Annotated in this window: 16 protein-coding genes; 9 read left to right on the top strand and 7 right to left on the bottom strand. The window is 64.2% G+C overall.

Features of this window, described 5'->3' with window-relative positions; translation table 11 throughout:
• Positions 1 to 335: 335 nt before the first annotated feature.
• Positions 336 to 665 (top strand): DUF4499 domain-containing protein, encoded by a 330-nt coding sequence (locus HYR72_21295; GenBank protein MBI1817519.1) that lies wholly within the window; start codon positions 336 to 338, stop codon positions 663 to 665.
• Positions 666 to 806: 141 nt separating this feature from the next.
• On the opposite strand, the gene HYR72_21290 is transcribed toward HYR72_21295, so the two are convergent.
• From HYR72_21290 to HYR72_21280, 3 genes are all read right to left on the bottom strand, one after another.
• Positions 807 to 1,490 carry a hypothetical protein gene (locus tag HYR72_21290; GenBank protein ID MBI1817518.1) on the bottom strand — a complete coding sequence of 228 codons (684 nt, stop codon included), beginning with the start codon at positions 1,488 to 1,490 and terminating at the stop codon, positions 807 to 809.
• A gap of 104 nt (positions 1,491 to 1,594) precedes the next feature.
• A complete protein-coding gene (locus HYR72_21285; protein MBI1817517.1) occupies positions 1,595 to 2,437 on the bottom strand; it encodes an SDR family oxidoreductase in 843 nt (280 codons plus the stop codon).
• 236 nt (positions 2,438 to 2,673) lie between these two features.
• Positions 2,674 to 3,669: an aldo/keto reductase gene (locus HYR72_21280; GenBank protein ID MBI1817516.1), complete on the bottom strand. Its 996-nt coding sequence runs from the start codon at positions 3,667 to 3,669 to the stop codon at positions 2,674 to 2,676.
• A 131-nt stretch (positions 3,670 to 3,800) separates the two neighbouring features.
• On the opposite strand from HYR72_21280, the gene HYR72_21275 reads away from it, so the two are divergent.
• The gene (locus tag HYR72_21275; GenBank protein ID MBI1817515.1) at positions 3,801 to 5,876 is read left to right on the top strand and encodes an AAA family ATPase; all 2,076 of its coding nucleotides are present in this window, start codon (positions 3,801 to 3,803) and stop codon (positions 5,874 to 5,876) included.
• A 210-nt stretch (positions 5,877 to 6,086) separates the two neighbouring features.
• On the opposite strand, the gene ispH is transcribed toward HYR72_21275, so the two are convergent.
• Positions 6,087 to 7,043, bottom strand: coding sequence for a 4-hydroxy-3-methylbut-2-enyl diphosphate reductase (gene ispH / locus HYR72_21270; protein MBI1817514.1), 957 nt, complete (start codon positions 7,041 to 7,043; stop codon positions 6,087 to 6,089).
• A gap of 48 nt (positions 7,044 to 7,091) precedes the next feature.
• On the bottom strand, positions 7,092 to 7,991 hold the full coding sequence (locus tag HYR72_21265) for an alpha/beta hydrolase (GenBank protein MBI1817513.1): 900 nt from the start codon (positions 7,989 to 7,991) through the stop codon (positions 7,092 to 7,094).
• Positions 7,992 to 8,107: 116 nt separating this feature from the next.
• Between HYR72_21265 and HYR72_21260 the strand changes: the two genes are divergently transcribed.
• Positions 8,108 to 9,205: a PilT/PilU family type 4a pilus ATPase gene (locus HYR72_21260; GenBank protein ID MBI1817512.1), complete on the top strand. Its 1,098-nt coding sequence runs from the start codon at positions 8,108 to 8,110 to the stop codon at positions 9,203 to 9,205.
• Positions 9,206 to 9,344: 139 nt separating this feature from the next.
• Complete coding sequence (locus HYR72_21255; GenBank protein MBI1817511.1) at positions 9,345 to 10,091, top strand: 1-acyl-sn-glycerol-3-phosphate acyltransferase; 747 nt, start codon at positions 9,345 to 9,347, stop codon at positions 10,089 to 10,091.
• 21 nt (positions 10,092 to 10,112) lie between these two features.
• On the opposite strand, the gene HYR72_21250 is transcribed toward HYR72_21255, so the two are convergent.
• Positions 10,113 to 10,793: a glycosyltransferase family 2 protein gene (locus HYR72_21250; protein MBI1817510.1), complete on the bottom strand. Its 681-nt coding sequence runs from the start codon at positions 10,791 to 10,793 to the stop codon at positions 10,113 to 10,115.
• Positions 10,794 to 10,913: 120 nt separating this feature from the next.
• Between HYR72_21250 and HYR72_21245 the strand changes: the two genes are divergently transcribed.
• Genes HYR72_21245 through HYR72_21230 form a run of 4 tightly spaced genes read left to right on the top strand, consistent with a single transcriptional unit; the run spans position 10,914 to position 15,698 of the window.
• On the top strand, positions 10,914 to 11,900 hold the full coding sequence (locus HYR72_21245; protein MBI1817509.1) for a lysophospholipid acyltransferase family protein: 987 nt from the start codon (positions 10,914 to 10,916) through the stop codon (positions 11,898 to 11,900).
• A gap of 58 nt (positions 11,901 to 11,958) precedes the next feature.
• Positions 11,959 to 13,638, top strand: coding sequence for a VCBS repeat-containing protein (locus HYR72_21240; protein MBI1817508.1), 1,680 nt, complete (start codon positions 11,959 to 11,961; stop codon positions 13,636 to 13,638).
• On the top strand, positions 13,639 to 14,217 hold the full coding sequence (locus HYR72_21235; protein ID MBI1817507.1) for a CRTAC1 family protein: 579 nt from the start codon (positions 13,639 to 13,641) through the stop codon (positions 14,215 to 14,217).
• Entirely contained in the window at positions 14,214 to 15,698 is a 1,485-nt protein-coding gene (locus HYR72_21230; GenBank protein MBI1817506.1) for a cytochrome C, read from the top strand. Before HYR72_21235 ends, HYR72_21230 begins: the two co-directional genes overlap by 4 nt.
• Positions 15,699 to 15,705: 7 nt before the next feature.
• On the opposite strand, the gene HYR72_21225 is transcribed toward HYR72_21230, so the two are convergent.
• Entirely contained in the window at positions 15,706 to 16,446 is a 741-nt protein-coding gene (locus tag HYR72_21225; GenBank protein MBI1817505.1) for a 1-acyl-sn-glycerol-3-phosphate acyltransferase, read from the bottom strand.
• Here HYR72_21225 and HYR72_21220 point away from each other — a divergent pair.
• Entirely contained in the window at positions 16,445 to 17,899 is a 1,455-nt protein-coding gene (locus HYR72_21220) for a B12-binding domain-containing radical SAM protein (protein MBI1817504.1), read from the top strand. The genes HYR72_21225 and HYR72_21220 overlap by 2 nt on opposite strands.
• Positions 17,900 to 17,909: the final 10 nt, after the last annotated feature.

Genomic DNA, 17,909 nt, shown 5'->3' with positions numbered 1-17,909 from the left:
TCCGCGCAACGGACCCTATACCAACCCCGATGTGACAATCGATCCGTGGGCGAATCTGGGAGGGCGAGCCTTCCGGCGAGCCGCCGACGCGGTGATGGTGCGGCGGCTCGGCGGAAGCCTCGCCCTCCCAAACCGAATTCTCAATGACGTTGGGATTGGCACGTTGAGACCTTTTCTAACCGCGCAACTGGTGCGGGCAAACCATGACCCCAGCGCCTGTATTCTGTCGCATCGTGGCCAATGCAGGTGTCGGTCTTCGTAGGGTTCGCTGCAGCGGACCATCTCTAGTCGCGTCAAGGTTGACGCGACCGCCACGCTGATCGTAAGAGACCTCAATGCCAACCGCCCGCGACACTATCGAGCGACCCGAATTGCACTGGTGGGTGACCATCGTCGGCGGCGTCGGCCTGACAGCCGTGCTCGGGTTCAGCGACGAAGCTTACGCACTGTGGCACGGTCACGTCACCACACTGCTATCGCAACCGATCATCCAACTCATCTTCATCGGCGCCGTGCTGACGCATCTCGCCGAAGCGATCTACGCGCTGCGCTTGACGCAGCGGCTCGACTTGCGCGACTCCGCTATCGGTTGGGTAGTGCAAACTTTCCTGCTCGGGTTCCCGTCATTGCGCTTGCTACGCCGCCGCGCGAAAACCCTCCACTGAGCTACTGGCGCGGCGCACGCACCCACGGCGCAGCCACCTTCGGCGAGCGAGACTGTCGATGAACGCGAAGACACCCTTCGACAGGCTCAGGGTGAACGGATGAAGTCATTCAACAGCGTTCGAACATCTGCTTCCGCTGCGCTACTCGGATGCCTCGGTTGCGGAATGCGCACGCTCACCAGTCGGTGTTCTTGGTATGGTCATTGTCGGTGAGTCCATCGACACCCCCTCGTAACCCGGTGGGGGTTGAATCGGCCCCTTTAGGAACTCTACGGACTCCTGAGGGCGTCGCCACTGCAACTCCACCCAAACCTGCGCCTCGACCCGGTCCGGGAAGTAGTACATTGGATGAAAGGTCACCGACACACCGATCGCATTCACCGTGCCGTCTTGAAACCAAGTCTTCGCAGGATCGGGCATTGTACCGAGGTCATTGGCAACCCGGTCAAGATCCTTGTCGGATAACCCCGCCGCTCTACAAATTTCTCTCACGCGCTGAACCGCCTTTGGCACCGGCTCTGTGGTTCCGAAGAGAGCCACAGAACTCAATGCGTTACCATCGAGTACGCGGATGGAGGCACTCACAATATCGATCGCAAACTGCCGGCCATTGGGAAGGGTGATGTTGAGATTCTCCTCCCCGAGATCGCAATTGCGCTTCTCAAGCCCCGCCAATCGCCACGGACGTAGACCCGCGTCGAACACGGCCTTGAGATTGTCGCTCTGACTAAAGTCAACGGTATGTGGTGATGGTGCGGGACCCTGCGCCGGCGCATCGGCGCGCAGGCACGCGAGCAGCAACACGCCCGTCGCGGTCACTCGCATCTTCCACTCTGACGTCCGCTTATGCATCTCCTAGCTCAATCCTTCACCCTGCCGACCCGAATGCGGCGGATAGTCAATACTCAAGCCTCACCCCTTCTGCCTGACTACGCACCGAGCCCCGTCATCTGCGCACTGATCTCCCACAGGCGCCTCGCCGCGGCTTCATCGTACGAGGCCTTTGAGGATCGCCGCTCTTTGCTATTCATGAAGTACTTGCCGCTGACGCCGGCGACAGCCGGCGAAGACGCCAAGTAGATCGAAGTCGCCGCGCCCTGCTCCGGCGTACGGAAGAACGTTCCAAGAATACGGATCAGCACCTGCGCCCACGCCCCGTTGTTCTTTCCCAACCCGGTGGCCACCGCGCCTGGATGCAGACAGTTCACCGTGACACCACTGCCCGCCAAACGGCGCGCGAGTTCGTAGGTGAACAGAATGTTCGCCAGCTTCGACTGGCCGTAGACGCCCATGCTGCGGAAGCGCCGCTCGTTCTGCAGGTCGTCGAAGTTCAGCCCGCCAATCTTGTGCACTTCGGAAGCGACGTTGACGATGCGCGCCGGCGCACTCTGCTTGAGCCGATCGAGCAGGAGGTTGGTGAGCAGGAAGTACCCGAGATGGTTGACCGCGAAGACCGTCTCGATGCCGTCGACGGTGACGCTGCGCCCGAGGTTGACCACGCCCGCATTGTTCAGCAGCACGTGCAACGGCCGGTTGGTCGCCAGGAACGCGCGTGCCAACTCTCGGATCGATTGCTGCGACGAGAGATCGGCGAGCAGCAGCGTCACCTGGCGGTTGTCGGTGCGTTCGCGAATCTCGCGCATCGTATCTTCGCCGCGGCCACGATCGCGGGCCACCAACACCAGCGTGGCGCCACGGCGTGCCAATTCGATCGCCGTCGCGCGGCCAATGCCGGAGGTCGCACCGGTGATCAGGCAGGTTCGCCCGTTCATGACTTGATCTGTTTCCGCCATTCGCTCTCGCCTCCTGTGCTCATGAGCCTCGTTCCCAAGAAACATGGAACCGCCGGCGGACGCCGATGCACGCCGACGAAGACCTTAGGAAGGGAAGCATGGGAATCGCGCCCCTCATCGGAATCAAAATTGTAGGGAGGTCATCAATACGCTCTGGAGTCAGCATCGGCGTTGATCGGCGTGCATCGGCGGTTTCATCCTTTTTCGCCTTGCGACTAGTTCCACGGGAACCGGCTGCGGGTCGCCCAGTAGTGCTCTGGCGTTTCGCCGACCGCCATCAGACTGTCCGCCGTCGCTTCGTCCCACGCCACCGTGAGGGCCGTCACGTTTGATTGCAGGTGCGGCACGGTCGCGGCGCCACTGAGCACCACGTCCACCCAAGGCTGCGCCAGCACGGCCGCCAACGCGAGCGCATCGAGCGTGGTGTGCAGCCGCGACGCCACGCGTTCGAGCGCGCGCCGCTGCGCCGCGAACGACGCGTCGATGTTGCGATCGGTCAAGCGGCCGTTGGCGAGCGGCTCTTTGATGATGACGCCGAGGCCGGCGGCGTGCGCCGCGCGCAGCGCGGGCGCGGCGGAGCCTTCGAGTAGGTTCCACGTCGCTTGCACGCAGTCGAACAGCGGAGCCCCGCCGATCCGTATCGCCATCGCCCGGCGCAGCGTATCCGCTTGGCGTGGACCGCTGAGCGTCAGCCCAATCGCCACGCCCTCCGCGCGCAGTCGCGCGAGTTCGTCGAGCACCGCATGGTTGTCGAGGACACCGCTGTCGAGCGTCGCCGAGTGGATCTGGTAGAGATCGAGCTGCGCGCCCAACAGCGCGCGGCTCTCGCCGATCTGCCGGCGCAACACACCAAGCGAGTGATCCTTCACTTCGTGCTGCGCCGCCTCGACACGCCACTCCGCGGTGTACGTGTACCCCCACTTCGAACCGACCGTGACTGCGGCGGGTGCAATGCGTCGCGTGCTCAGCCACGTCGCGAGAAATTCCTCGCCGCGGCCGTACGAGCGCGCGGTGTCGAAGTAGCGCACCCCGGCGTCCCACGCGGCATCGAGCACCGCGTGTGTGCGCGCCGCCATCGCGTTCACGTCGTAGTCGTACGCGAGATCGGCGCCGTGGCCGAGGTTAGCGTAGCCCGGGCGGCCCAGCGCCGCCAAGCCGACGCCGAGGCGCGACACCGTGAGATTCGTTCGACCGAGCGTTCGCAAATCCATTCGCGGGCACCAGTGGCCGGCGATGCTAGACCAGCGCGCGGCGGATTCCTACATGCCACGCACGCACGAACGAAGAGCGCTCCGCCCGGCCACTGTACCCGCCGCCGCGAACCCGGTAGCATCGCGGCCCTGTGCCTCATCCGATCGTCAACGAAGAACTCGACGTGCTCGCGCGCGTCGTCGCGGTGCTCAAGGAGCCCGAGGCGACGGGACCGTCGGAAGCCGCGCTGGTTGCGGATCTCGAACGGCTGCGCGAGATGCTGCGCGGGGAGAAGACGGAGGATCAACCCGCGCTGCAGCAGCAGTGGCATCGGCAATCGGCGCTGCTGGATCAGGTGCGGACTTCGCGCCAAGCGCCGCGGGTCAACCGCAGCTCGCCGTACTTCGCGCACCTGCGCGTGCGCGACGACAGCGGCGAGCAGGACATTCTGCTCGGCACCGCAACCCATCTGCAACGCGGCGTGCACATCGTCGATTGGCGCCACGCGCCGGTCTCGCTCATCTTCTATCGCTATCAGCAAGGTGACGAGTACGAGGAAACCATCGCCGGACGCGAGCGCAGCGGCACCGTGCTGGCGCGCCGCACGGTGACCATTCGCGAGCAAACGCTGCAGCGCGTCGAAGCCCCCGAAGGCGTCTTCTCGGTGGAGCCGAGTGCGCCGACCGGCTGGCACCAGCGCGCTAGTGAACCACCGCGACTCGCCGGCGGCGAGGGCGCCGCGTTGCGCGCCCATGCCAGCGGCGATGCCGACCATCGCCGCCTCGGTACCGACCCGCACGGATCGCAGTTGCGCCACGACAAGCACCTTCCCGACATCGCCGGGTTGCTCGATCCGGAGCAGTTCGAGTTGATCACCAAGCCGTCGTCGGGATTTGTGGTGATCCGCGGCACCGCGGGGTCGGGCAAGACCACCGTTGCCCTACACCGCATCGCCTATCTCGCCTTCGACGATCCCACAGTCGATTCGACGGACACCGTGGTCATCGTGTTTTCGCCCGCGCTGCGCGACTACGTCAGCCACGTGCTGCCGGCGCTGGGCGTCCAGCGCGTGCCGGTGCGCACGTTTCACGAGTGGGCCGCCGACCAAGTGCGCCGGCTCTTTCCCATGCTGCCGCGCGCGACGCGCGACGATACGCCCGCCGTAGTCCAGCGCCTCAAGCTGCACCCGGCGGTGTTGGTCGCGCTCGAACGCCAAGTCGCGCGCGTCGACGGACCGCCGACGCCCGAACAAGTCATTGACGACTGGGTGAGTGTCTTGTGCCAGCCCGGATTCCTGCAACCGATCTTCGCCGAGCGTGACCCCACCGCCTTCAGTACCGAGGCGCTTCAGCGCGCCACCGACTGGAATCGCCTGCGCTACGACGAACTGAGTGCGTGGCTCGCCGGCGAGGCCAAGACTCACGCCGAGTTGGACGACGAAGACCACGCGCTGCTGCTGCGCGCGTGGCAGTTGCGCATTGGGGCATTGCCCGGGCGCACGACTTCGACCCTGCGCTATCGACACATCGCGATCGACGAGGTGCAGGATTTTTCGCCGGTCGAGGTCCGCGTTCTGCTCGATTGCCTCGACGCGCATCGCAGCATTACGCTCGCCGGCGACACCCAGCAGCATGTCGTCAAAGACTCGGGCTTCACCTCGTGGGCCGAGTTCTTCATGCATCTCGGCTTGCCAGGTACCGAAGTCAGCACATTGCAGATCAGCTACCGCTGCACGCGCGAGATCATGACGTTTGCCGTCGGACTGCTCGGCGACCTACGTGAGGATGACCAGCCGCCGCTGACCACGCGCGCCGGCCCGCCGGTGGAACTGTTTCGCTTCACCGATCACGGCGCCTGCGTCGCGTTCCTGGCCGACGCGCTGAAGCACCTCGCCGAAAGCGAACGGCTGGCATCGGTTGCCTTGCTGACTCCGTCGCGCGAACTCAGTGCGATCTACTACCGGGGCCTGGCGAACAGCGAAGTGCCGCGTGTGCGGCAAGTGGAGAATCAGGACTTCACCTTCGCCCCCGGCATCGAGGTCACCGAGATCGAGCAGGTGAAGGGATTGGAGTTTGACTACGTTATCCTGATCGAAGTGAGCAATACGAACTTTCCTGACACGCCGGCCGCGCGCCGCCTACTCCACGTCGGCGCAACCCGCGCCGTTCACCAATTGTGGCTCACCAGCGTAGGCACACCGTCCGGGGTCGTGCGTCACGACCCATGATGTTTCGTCACTTCTCCCGTAGCCACAGGCTTCAGCCTGCGTCCGTAAGCGGTTTCGCACTCGCCCCTCGATACGCCGCCCCTCGATACGCAGCCTTCGGCCGCTCCTCGGTGCGGTTACTCGGGGAAGCGGTTTCTTCCTATCGATTCCAGGTCCGTTTGCCCGAGTAGATCGCGCAGCAATCGTATCGAGGGCGCACGCCGTGCGCCCCTACAACGGGACATCTCGCGCAGCCGGTTCGCGCAACTCGCGCGGGAGGGGAAAGGTCACGTTCTCGATCGCGGTAGTCAGATCGCGCACCGCGCCACAGCCGAGCGATTGCAAACACGCGATGGTGGCTTCGACCAAGGCTTCGGGAGTCGAGGCGCCGGCGGTGAGGCCGACGGCGCGCACATCGCGCAGCCACGCCGCATCAATGTCGCCGGCGGCTTCGATCAAGCGCGCAGGGGTGCCTTCGTTGCGCGCGACCTCGACCAGGCGGTTGGCGTTGCTGGAGGCGGGTGAGCCGATCACCAACACCAGATCGCTTTGGCGCGCCAGTTCCTTCACCGCCGTTTGGCGATTTTGCGTGGCGTAGCAGATGTCGTCCTTGCGCGGCGTGTGCGCGTGCGGGAAGCGCTGCCGGATTGCCTCGATGATCGCGCGCGTGTCGTCGACCGACAGTGTGGTCTGCGTCACCACGGCCACGCGTTCGGGATCGCGCACGTTCACCCGCTCGACATCGACCACCGATTCGATCAACTGCATGCGTTCCGGCGCGTGGCCCAAGGTGCCGATGACCTCGACGTGGCCGCGATGACCGATCAGCAGGATGTCGTAGCCGTCGCGCGCGTAGCGCAGGACTTCAACATGGACCTTCGTCACCAGCGGACACGTCGCGTCGACCACGCGGAGATTGCGCGTGCGCGCCTCGTCGCGGACAGCCGGCGCCACACCGTGGGCGCTGAAGATGAGCAGGGCGCCGTCGGGAACGTCGGCCAGCTCTTCCACAAACCGCGCCCCTTGGCTGCGCAGCTTCTCGACGACGTAGCGATTGTGGACGATCTCGTGGCGTACATAGACCGGCGGCCCGTAGCGCTCCAAGACGAGGTCGACGATGTCGATGGCGTACGACACCCCGGCGCAGAATCCGCGCGGACTCGCGAGTACAATCGGTGGAGCGGTCACGCCCCGACTCTGCCACGGGCCACCGTCAGCGACAAGCGCCGATCTCCTTCACGCGGCTTCAGGCACGGTCTGCCCGGACAGCCACGCTTCGAGCATCGCGTTGACGGTCTCGGGTGCCTCTTGCTGGACCCAGTGCGACACGTTGGGTAGGTAGCGCAGCGTCAGGTTCGGCACGAAGGCGTCGGTGCCGTAGGTGGTTTCCTTCCCGAGTGCCACGTCGCGTTCGCCCCAGATCATCAGCGTCGGAATCTCGATCGGCGGATAGCCGAGTTGGCGTTGGCGCTCCGCACCGCCGCCACGCACCAGCGCGCGGTAGTAGTTCATCATCGCGGTGAGCGCGCCGGGTCGTGCCGCGTGATCGCGGTAGACCCGCAGCACGTCGTCGGGAAAGCGAGACTTGTCGACGGCTGAGTTGCGGAACGCATCGCCGATCGCGCGATGGTTCCGCGCGCGCAGCAGCGCCTCGGGTAGGCGCGGAATCTGGAACAACAACACGTACCACGAGCGCAACATCTGACGCGGGCGGCGGATCGCACGATCCATGACGGCCGGATGCGGCACGTTCATGATCACCAGGCGATCGAGCGGTCGCAGTTGGCGCAGCGCGAAGTACCACGCGATGATCGCGCCCCAGTCGTGCGCGAGGATGATCGTGGAGCGCGCCTGCGCCGCGTCGATCAGACCCGCGACATCGTCGAGTAAGCGCTCGACCGCGTAGTCCTCGCGGTGGAGTGGCCGATCGCTTTCGCCATACCCGCGCAGGTCGGGCGCCCAAGCGCGGTACCCCAGCCGCGCCAACAGCGGCAGTTGATGGCGCCACGAATACCAACACTCGGGAAATCCATGCAGACACAGCGCGAGGCGATCGCCGGTGCCGCATGACGCCACGTGGAAGCGCAGGCCGTTGGCCGCCACGAACTGATGCTGGATTTCATCTCGATCAAGCATGGGTCGAGCCTATCGGGCTGGCAGCAAATGCGAAAGCCGCGGCATACGACTTTGCGACTTAGCACTGGTATTTCTCAGCCAGCGCGATAATCTGGACGCAAGACGGAGACGCCACCATGACGCTGACAGACATTCTCGATGCTGCGCTCACACGGGAAGCATCCGACGTTATCCTCAAGGACGGGATGCGCCCGATGTTTCGCGCCGGCGGCAATCTCGGCCCGATGGAAGACGCCGAGCCTCTCTCGGCTGAAGAAGTGCGTGAGGCGGCGAATGAGATTCTGGTCGACGACGCCCATCGCATGCGTTTCGCCACCGAACGGCACGCAGACCTCGCCTTCGACCACGTCGGCCTCGGCCGGTTCCGCGTCAACGTCTTTCGCCAACGTGGGAAGATCGGCATCGTCTTGCGCATCATCCCGCGTGAAATTCGCACCATCGCCGGACTCAACCTGCCCCCCGTGGTCGAGCGCTTGGCGAGCGAGCGGCGCGGGCTGGTGCTGGTGACCGGCCCGACCGGCAGTGGCAAGAGCACTACGCTCGCCGCCATCATCGAACACATCAACCAAGTCAGCGCCCGCCACGTGATCACCATCGAGGATCCGATCGAGTACGTCCACAATGAGCGCCTGTCGATCATCAGTCAGCGCGAGATCGGTGAAGACGTCGGCGATTTCCCGTCCGCCTTGCGCTCGGCGTTGCGCCAGAACCCGGACGTCATCATGGTCGGGGAGATGCGCGATCTCGAAACCATCGAGACCGCGATCATCGCGGCGGAGACCGGCCACTTGGTGCTGAGCACGCTGCACACCGTCGATGCATCGGAGACGGTGCTGCGCACGATCAGCGCCTTTCCCGAACATCAACGCGAGCAGATTCGCCTCGTGTTGGCGAGCGTGCTGCGCGGCGTGGTCAGTCAGCGTTTGATCCAGCGCGCCGATGGCAAGGGCTTGGTCCCGTCGGTCGAAGTGTTGGTCGGCAGCGCCCGGGTACGCGAGTACATCGAGAAGCAGCGTGGGCGCGATCTACCCGAAGTGATCGCACAGGGGCACAACACCTACGGCATGCAGACGTTCGATCAGTCCGTGACAGCACTGTTTCGCGAGGGCCACATCACCTATGTGGAAGCGCTGGCACACTGTCGCAACCCAGCCGACTTCGAGTTGCAAGCGCGCGACTTCGCGGAGAAGACGCAACCACGTCAGCAGGCGTAGACCGCTGGCGCCGCTCCGCACACGAAGGGCAGCCTCAAGACATCACGTTCGAGTTTTGTCCGGCCTTCGCAACCTTCATCTTGGCACCTTACTCCTCTTGCCGCTGGCCTCCGCCGACCGGGCAGTGTAGAAGGCGGCGATGCTAGCGCGCGCGCTCTCGCTCCTGTTCTGGCTTTTTCTGGTTGTGAGTTCGCTCCTGCTGTTTCCATTCGCCCTAGTGATCTGGGCGACAACCGTGCTGTTCGATCGCAGACTGGCGCTCCTCCACCAATTCACTTGCTTCTGGGCCTCGCTCTACACCTGGCTCAATCCGGTGTGGCGCGTGCGCATCGAAGGGCGCGAACGGATTCGCGCCGGCGTGGCCTATGTCATGGTGGCCAATCACCAATCGCTGCTCGATATTCTGGTGCTCTTTCGGCTGTTCAAGCACTTCAAGTGGGTGTCGAAGGTCGAGAACTTCCGGGTGCCGGCCATCGGCTGGAACATGGCGCTCAACCGCTACATCAAGCTGCGGCGTGGCGATCGTAAGAGCATCGAGCGGATGATGCGCGCGTGTCGCGACGCGATCGCGCAGGGCAGCTCGATCATGATGTTCCCCGAAGGCACGCGCTCGCCCGACGGCCACATGCGTGCCTTCAAACCGGGCGCCTTCGAACTGGCTTTGCAAACCGCGGCGCCGATCCTCCCGATCGTGGTGTGGGGGACATCGCGCGCGCTACCGAAGCGTGGCTTCGTGTTGCAAGGCCGGCACGCGATCCGCATCCGCGTGCTGCCGGAAATCCCCGCGGCCAGCTTCGCGCACAAAGAGGTCAATCAGCTCATGCAAGAAGTCCGCGAGGTGATCGCCAGCGAACTCGGCGACCGCACCACCGCATCAGCCGCGTAGGCGGCCTGATCGAAACGCGCGTCACCGTATCCGAAAGATCAATCCCAAGACCACGAAGATGATGCGCACCGTATCGAGGAACGGGCGGAAGTGACTCACGCGCTCATCCGCTGGTGGATAGTACACATCGACCGGCGCCGAACGGATCGTGAGGCCGGCGCGCGCCGCCCGAATGAGCACTTCGGTCTCGAAGGCGAAATGCTCTGCGCGCGCGCCGAGCGCCAGCGTCCGGCGCAACGGATAGACGCGGAACCCCGATTGCGTATCCGGCAGCCGCTGACCGCAGGCGATCTCGACCCAGCGATTGGCGAACCGGTTGCCAAACAACTTCAGCGGAGCAATCGCCACCGCTTCGAACTGGCGTGCGCCAATTGCGATGGCCGCGGGCGCCGCGTCTGAAGCGCGCAGCAGCACGGGGATCTCGGCGCTGAGGTGTTGCCCGTCACCATCCATGGTGAGCACGCGGTCGAAGCCGCGGCGGGCGAGTAGTTGCAGGCCGGTCTGCAGCGCGGCGCCTTTGCCGCGATTGCGCGGATGGGTCACGACCTCAGCGCCGGCGCCGGCGGCGCGTTCGCCGGTCGCGTCCCGCGAACCATCGTCGACCACCAGCACCGTGGCAATGAATCGGCGCGCGCCAGTTACTACGTCAGCTATCGTACGCTCGCAATTGAGCGCCGGAATCAGCACCGCGACGTCTGGCATCGGAGGTACCCTGTGCCGCAGCGGCGGACATGTCAACGCGCGGCGGTCTTGCTTCTCTGCCCGCATTTCTCGACATGCGCGGCATTCCCCTCTCCGGCGCTCTGTGTTAGCTGAACCGCGATGAGTGTCGCCTCACCTTCACTCGCGCGCCTGGGGCAAGCACTTCGTTTCGATGGGCTGTGGTGGCGGAAGTTTGCCTACCTCGGATGCGTCTATGGCCCCGAATGGTGGAAGCACTATTCGCCACCGGCGATCGCCGCGATCATCTTCACACTGGTCGGCAGCAATCGCCGCGGTGCGACTGCCAACCTGCGGCGCATCCTGAATGAGAGCGACCCGCGATCCGCCGGGTTGATGGCGCTCCAGATGTTCGCGCAATTCGCGCACTGTTTCACCGAAACGATGGAGTACTACGGCCCGCGCCCGCATCCGATTCGACTCGAGTTACCGGCGCACGATCCGCTCGCCGAAGCGCTGCGCGACGGGCACGGAGCCGTCGTCGTCACCGGCCACTTTGGCAATTGGGACATCGCCGCCAAGACCCTGCGCGACTATCAGCGGCCGATCAACGTGGTCATGGCTCGCGAGATGAACGCCACGACCCAAGAGTACGTGCGCGCCGCCCGCGAACGGGCGGGCGTCCGGGTGCTGTTCAGCGACAGCTCGGTGTTCTCGTCGCTCAACATGATCCGCGCGCTGCGCCAAAACGAGATCGTCGCCATCCAGCTTGACCGCATGCTCGGCCCCGGCGGTGCGCGGCTGGTGCCGTTCTTTGGCGCGCTGGCGCCATTTCCGTCGGGGCCGTTCGTGCTGGCACGGCTCGCCCGGGCGCCGGTGGTCCCCGTCTTCATTCCGCGGCTCGGCACTCGTCACTACGAGATTCGAGTCGGCGGGCGCTTCCGGCTCGCTCGCGAAGCCCGTGATAGTCACGCGCTCGACCGCGTCATGGCCGAAGTGGTCGGCGAGTTCGAAGCGATCGTGCGCGAGTTCCCGACGCAATGGTTCCAGTTCGGTCCATTTTGGCCGGCCGACGCCCCGGCCACGACCAGTGCGCACACGACTACGGACCAGGCCCAGGACAGTCTACCGCGTCAAGTTCGATCATAACGTGTTGAATCTCACTTGAGCATTTGGTTTTCGACGTGCTATCTGACGCTGCGCTCGCATGCGAAGCCGTCTTCCCAACCTACAGAAGTTCTTGACGCTCGTCTTGCTGTTGCCGGCGTCGGGCTGCCTATTGTTTGCCGGCCGGCACTGGGAAGACGCGCGCAAGTTAGAGATCGAACCGATCAATTCGACCGTACACCGCCATCTCCCGCAGAACATCAAAGCCAAAGATCTCGACGCCATTCTCCAAATCTACGCAACCGACAGCGGCAACGGCCTCCCCTGGAACGAGCCCGTTCCCGTAGCCGACAGTTTCAGCGAACGACGAGTGCGCTGGATGGGCCCCGCAGCGACGGAGCCAATGCGCGATCGCTATCAGCATCTCTTCGACTTGTTCGAGGTGATCGACAAGGCGGAAGTGCGCATTCACCGCGTCTACTGGGATCAGCGCGATGCACGCGGCTACCCCGCCGATGTGCACCTATTGGTGCGCGGCATCGGACCGAATCGTGAGTACCGCCTGCTCGATCAGCGCGCGCGCGTGACCATCGCGCAGCGAGGCAACGATTGGGTCCTGACCAGCGAAGAGGTGACGTCGCGCGACCTGCTCGCCAGCTCGCAACCTCGCTTCGAGCTGGCGACAGAAGCCGCCGGGGTACAGGACACGCACGACATCTCCGGCTCGCCGCCGTTTCGCCTGATCGGCGACATGGCGGCCAGCTCCGGCGTCGCCGTCGGCGATATTGATTGCGACGGCTTCGAAGATGTCGCGCTGTTGAGCACGAACCATCTGAAGATGTACCGCAACAGTGGCAACGGGACGTTCTCCGACGTGACCGTGAGCGCCGGCTTTGGCGACGACTTCGATATCGCAGCGACCGGACTGGTCTTCTTCGATGCCGACAACGACGGCGACGCCGATCTCTGGGTCTGCGGCATCCGCGGCGATCGCTTCTACCGCAACGACGGCTGCGGACTGTTCGTCGACGCCACCGCCACCGCCGGCCTGCAGCCCAGCCGATGGGGGAGCATGCCGATCGTCGCCGATTACGATCGGGACGGGTTCCTCGACGTCTACGTCGTCCGCATGGGCGACCACGAAAAGACCGCGCCGAGCCCTAGCTGGGACGCGCACAACGGCGTACCGCACACGCTCTATCGCAACAACGGCGACGGCACCTTCAGCGACGTCACCGCAGCAGCCGGCATTCACGAGTCCGGCTGGGGTTTGGCGGGCGCCTGGGGCGACTACAACAACGACGGCTACCCGGACATCTTTGTCGGCAACGAGTTCGGCACCAAATCGCTCTATCGCAACAACGGCGACGGCACCTTCACCAACGTGGCCGCGGCCGCCGGCGCACTCGACCGTGGCGCGGCGATGGGCATCACGTGGGGAGACTACGACAACGATGGCTATCTCGATTTGTTCATCTCAAACATGTACGCCAACTCGCGCTGGGTCATGTTTCATCCCGAGTACCCACCCCCGGTGCCCTGGTATCTGAGTTGGGTGCCGCGCTCCGACATCCATTCCGTCATCAACGAGCTTACCCGCGGTAGCACCTTGCTGCACAACAACGGAGACGGCACCTTCACCGATGTCAGCGACAAGGCGGGCGTGCGCGACGGACAGTGGGGGTGGGGCGCCGAGTTCTTCGACTACAACAACGACGGCCGGCTCGACATCTATGCTGCTAACGGATTCATCTCGGGCCCGTTGCTTGACGATGTCTGAATGGACATGTTTGACGGCGTCGGTCGGCGCCGCGATCAAAGCTCAGGAACCCTGGTGAACATCGGCGAACACAGTCTGAACGGCCGCGAGCGCAACTGCCTGTTTCGCAACAATGGCGACGGGACGTTTACCGATGTCGGCTATGTGGATCAGGCCGATCGTATCGAAGATGGCCGCGGCGTCTCCATCGTCGACTATGACCGCGACGGGCAACTCGACGTAATCCTGCGCAACTACCACCAACCCGCGCAGGTGCTGCACAACGTCGGCGGTCCTGGCCACTGGCTCGAACTCAAGCTGACTGGCACGCGCAGTAACCGCGACGCAGTGGGTGCGCGCATAGCCGTGACGACCGACGGCCAGCGCCAGATCCGCGAAGTGCACGCGGGGTCGGCGTACTTGTCGGGGTCGTCGCTGGTCCAGCACTTTGGGCTCGGACCGCGCACACATGTCGATTCGATTGACGTGCGATGGCCGTCGGGCGAGGAGACTACGCTCCTCGATGTGTCGGCGGATCAGCGGCTCATGCTGCGCGAGGGCGAGTCGCAAGTCGTCAATCTTCGCGGGGAGAACAGATGAAGCGAGCGTGGCGAGCAGTGCTGGCATTCACGATGGTGGCGAGCGTGGGCGCACGGGCCGCCGATCCGGCGCAAGGCTTCTTGCTGCAGAGCCCCGGCTACAACCAGCCGCGCGATATCGATGAGTGGCGCAAAGACGAGCAACCCGGTGCGCTCAAGCCGTACCCCGCGGCGCCACCGGGCACCACCAACCCCGCCGGCGGGCTGTCGCAGTTCGGTGGCAGCGCATCGTCATCGTTCGGCAGTCCGGATCTTGGCATGCCCTTCGTCGAGTGGAAAAAGAAGATGGAGGCGCAACGCCCGGCCGTCGACAAAGCGGCGCACGCAGTGCTCGAGTCGCGCTTTCACCTCGATTGCAAGACCGACAAGGCCGCGACCATGTCGCGCGGCAAGCCGCAGCCGGTGGGGCCGACCGGTCGCCTACCCAAGGGCGTCACGAGCTGGGAGCAGTACGCCGCCAAGTCGCCGGACGAGATTCGCACACAAGACGCGTTTCCGTGGAAGCCGCTCGATCATCCGTTGCAGTCGACCGCGCACATGGTCTTCCCGCCAACGTGGACGCGCGTGCACCTGGAACATGAGCGGTTCGACGTCCGGTTCGACATTCCCGAGTGCTACCTGCCCGAGTTTCCACCGGCGCTCTATCTCACCACGCATCGTGAGCTTGGTGACGTGACGCGCGGCGTGGAGATCACGTACGCGAACTACTTCGACATGTTCAACGGACTGGTGACGCCCGAACAACTCGACGGCCTGCGGCTGCTCGTCACGCCATTTCAAACTACCTGGTTCAACGTCACTCATCATCGCGTCACCGCCGAGCCGTCGCAGGGCGTCGCTTGCTTCTCGTGTCACGTCAACGGACACACCAACGGGGCGATGGAACTCGCGCCCGACGCGCGGCCGAACTACGCTCGTCTGCGCGTCGACACGCCGACCATGCGCGGCAACTACGCTCAACTCATTTTCTCGTCCAAGCGCTCGATCCGCACGATGGACCACTTCGCCGAGGTCGAAGAGTACTTCGATGGCGATACGACGATGCTGGCCGCGATTGGCGGCCGCGACCTGCAGAAGGCGCAGACCAATCACATGGGCGACTTCAACGCCATCATCGACTTCCCGCCGGCACCGAAGCTCGACGTGCTGAATCGCCTGATGCCGGCTCAGGCAACGCCGCAGGAGTTACGCGGTGAAGCGCTCTTCCAAGGCAAGGCGCAGTGCGCGAGTTGTCACCGGGCGGCGACTCAGTTCACCGACAACACCATGCACGACTTGCGCGTCGAACGTTTCTACGCCGGTCGACCGGAAGGGCCGATCAAAACCTTCCCGCTGCGCGGCATCAAGGACTCGCCGCCCTACTTGCACGACGGGCGCTTGTTGACCTTGGAAGACACGGTCGAGTTCTTCAACATCGTCCTGGGCACGCAACTCAACGCCGACGAGAAGCAGGATCTCGTCGCCTACCTGCGGTGTCTCTGACCCGCCCTCAGCGCTTGAGTTCGGCCGCGATCTGCTCGCGGACCATTTCGCGCAAGCGGTCGCGGTCATCGTAGGTTAGACCGCTGGTCGCGATCGGCGGCAACACCACGAGTTCCACATCGCCGGGAAGAATCGACAGATACTTGCCCTTGGGCATGACCTCGGTGGTGCCTTTGCAGACGACCGGGACGATCGGCACGCCGAGGTGGATCGCGGCGACGAACGGCCCCTTCTTGAACGGCAGCAGATTGCCGTCGCGGCTGCGCGTGCCTTCGGGAAAGATGATCGTGGAGAACTGATCGAGTTTGAGTTGATTGAGCAGCTCGATGGCCTCGAGCGGATTGTCGCGATCGATAGGGATCATGCCCATCGTGCGCAACACCGCGCCGAGAATCGGCTGGCTGAACATTTCCTTCTTCGCCGCAAAGCGATTGTTGCCGGGCAGGTAGCCGAGCAAGGCGGCGATGTCGAAATGGCTGGTATGATTCGGCGTGAACATATACGGCCCGGCACCCAGGTGTTCGAGGCCGCGCACCCGCACGCGCACGCCGCACAGTCGGCTGAGGTTGCGCGCCTGCACCTTGGCGAATGCCCAGGTGACGTTCTTGTTCCGAACCAAGCGATACATCGCCACCGCGATCGCGCCCATTGTGAACAGCATGCCGCGAAAGATGATGCGGTTGAGCACCACGCGCGCGCGCGTCGCCGGCACCGCAGCGAGAACTTGGCTTTCAGTCGGACCCATCATGGCGCGGCAAGCTAGCATAGGCGGCGAGGAAGTCGAAGGTGGTTTCGGTATAGCGGCGCGACACGTTGACATACCCGCCAAAACTGCGCACATTCCGCCGGTGCGTATCCTGTTAATCTCGCCGACTCACTACAACCCGGACGGCTCGCTGCATAAGACCACGCGCTACTGGACCAGCGGGCTGACGTTGCCGTACCTCAGGGCGCTGACGCCGCCCGGGTACGAAGTGTCGATGGTCGACGAGCTGTTCTACGACGTCGATCTGCAGGGCGACTATGATCTCGTCGGCATTACCGCGATGGGGCCGCAGATCAAGCGCGCGTACGATCTCGCCGACCACTTTCGGGCACGCGGCGTGCGGGTCGTGCTCGGCGGGACATGGGTCACGCTGACCGTCGATGAATCGCTCAAGCACGCTGATGCGGTCGTGGCCGGCGAGGCGGAGGGCGTATGGCCGCAACTGCTTGCCGACTTCTCCGAAGGGCTGAATCGCCGCGTCTACCGCGCCGAGCGTTGGCACAACCTCGTCGATCTGCCGCGCGTCGACTACACGCGGCTGCCGCTGCTCAAGTACGACGCGTTCAAAACCAGTTGGCTGTATCGCATGTACTTCCACTGGCCCGTGGTATTTTCACGCGGCTGTCCGCATCCGTGTGAGTATTGCGCGGTGCAAACCTACTACCAGCGCAGTTTCCGCACGCGGCCGGTCGGCGAGGTCATCGAAGACTTGCAGACCATCAAGTCGCTCGGCGCCAACCGCATCCTGTTTCTCGACGACAATCCGATCGCGCATCCCGAAGCCGCGAAGGAATTGTTTCGCGCGATGATTCCACTGAAGCTGAAGTGGGCCAGCCAATCGACCATCAACATCGCGCGCGATCCCGAGCTGCTCGACCTCGCCGCGCGGAGCGGCTGCGTTAGCCTGTCCATCGGTCTTGAGAGCATCAACGAAGCCAGCCTCGAGTCGATCAAGAAGGGTTTCAACCTGCCGCAGCGATTCCGCGGAGACCTTGCCGCGATTCGCGCCAAAGGCATCCAGGTGATCGCCCTGTTGATGGTCGGGCTCGACGGCGACACCGTCGACACCTTCCAACGCTCGCTGCAGTTCCTGATCGACAACAAGATTACCTTCTTGAAGCTGTTCACGCCGTGCCCCTACCCCGGCACGAAGTATTACGACGACATGATGAAGGCCGGCCGTATCGTCGAGCAGGACTGGGGTCGCTACGACTACGGCAGCCCGCTGATCACGCCGACGAACATGACCGGCGACGAGATGATGGAGGGCTTCAAATACGTCTACGAGGGATTCTACACTACGCGGGCCATCGCCAAGCGGCTCCTACCTCCGCCAGCCGGCAACTACATCGAGACCCTCGCCTACTTGGTGGCGAACCTCAAAGTAAACCGTTACCTGCGCTCACACGAGAACGCTTGGGCAACGATCTCTTGAATGCGGAATG

This window comes from Deltaproteobacteria bacterium (assembly GCA_016178705.1).
Taxonomy (GTDB): Bacteria; Desulfobacterota; Binatia; order HRBIN30; family JACQVA1; genus JACOST01.
Note: the sequence above shows the minus strand (reverse complement) of the source record. Positions and strands in the feature narration are given on the sequence as shown.

Excerpts from the sequence above, each read along its gene's own strand:
- HYR72_21295 (MBI1817519.1), top strand. The coding sequence starts at position 336 with ATGCCAACCGCCCGCGACACTATCGAGCGACCCGAATTGCACTGGTGG.
- HYR72_21290 (MBI1817518.1), bottom strand. The coding sequence starts at position 1,490 with ATGCGAGTGACCGCGACGGGCGTGTTGCTGCTCGCGTGCCTGCGCGCC.
- HYR72_21285 (MBI1817517.1), bottom strand. The coding sequence starts at position 2,437 with ATGAACGGGCGAACCTGCCTGATCACCGGTGCGACCTCCGGCATTGGC.
- HYR72_21280 (MBI1817516.1), bottom strand. The coding sequence starts at position 3,669 with ATGGATTTGCGAACGCTCGGTCGAACGAATCTCACGGTGTCGCGCCTC.
- HYR72_21265 (MBI1817513.1), bottom strand. The coding sequence starts at position 7,991 with ATGCTTGATCGAGATGAAATCCAGCATCAGTTCGTGGCGGCCAACGGC.
- HYR72_21260 (MBI1817512.1), top strand. The coding sequence starts at position 8,108 with ATGACGCTGACAGACATTCTCGATGCTGCGCTCACACGGGAAGCATCC.
- HYR72_21255 (MBI1817511.1), top strand. The coding sequence starts at position 9,345 with ATGCTAGCGCGCGCGCTCTCGCTCCTGTTCTGGCTTTTTCTGGTTGTG.
- HYR72_21250 (MBI1817510.1), bottom strand. The coding sequence starts at position 10,793 with ATGCCAGACGTCGCGGTGCTGATTCCGGCGCTCAATTGCGAGCGTACG.
- HYR72_21245 (MBI1817509.1), top strand. The coding sequence starts at position 10,914 with ATGAGTGTCGCCTCACCTTCACTCGCGCGCCTGGGGCAAGCACTTCGT.
- HYR72_21240 (MBI1817508.1), top strand. The coding sequence starts at position 11,959 with ATGCGAAGCCGTCTTCCCAACCTACAGAAGTTCTTGACGCTCGTCTTG.
- HYR72_21235 (MBI1817507.1), top strand. The coding sequence starts at position 13,639 with ATGGACATGTTTGACGGCGTCGGTCGGCGCCGCGATCAAAGCTCAGGA.
- HYR72_21230 (MBI1817506.1), top strand. The coding sequence starts at position 14,214 with ATGAAGCGAGCGTGGCGAGCAGTGCTGGCATTCACGATGGTGGCGAGC.
- HYR72_21220 (MBI1817504.1), top strand. The coding sequence starts at position 16,445 with ATGGCGCGGCAAGCTAGCATAGGCGGCGAGGAAGTCGAAGGTGGTTTC.
- HYR72_21225 (MBI1817505.1), bottom strand. The coding sequence starts at position 16,446 with ATGATGGGTCCGACTGAAAGCCAAGTTCTCGCTGCGGTGCCGGCGACG.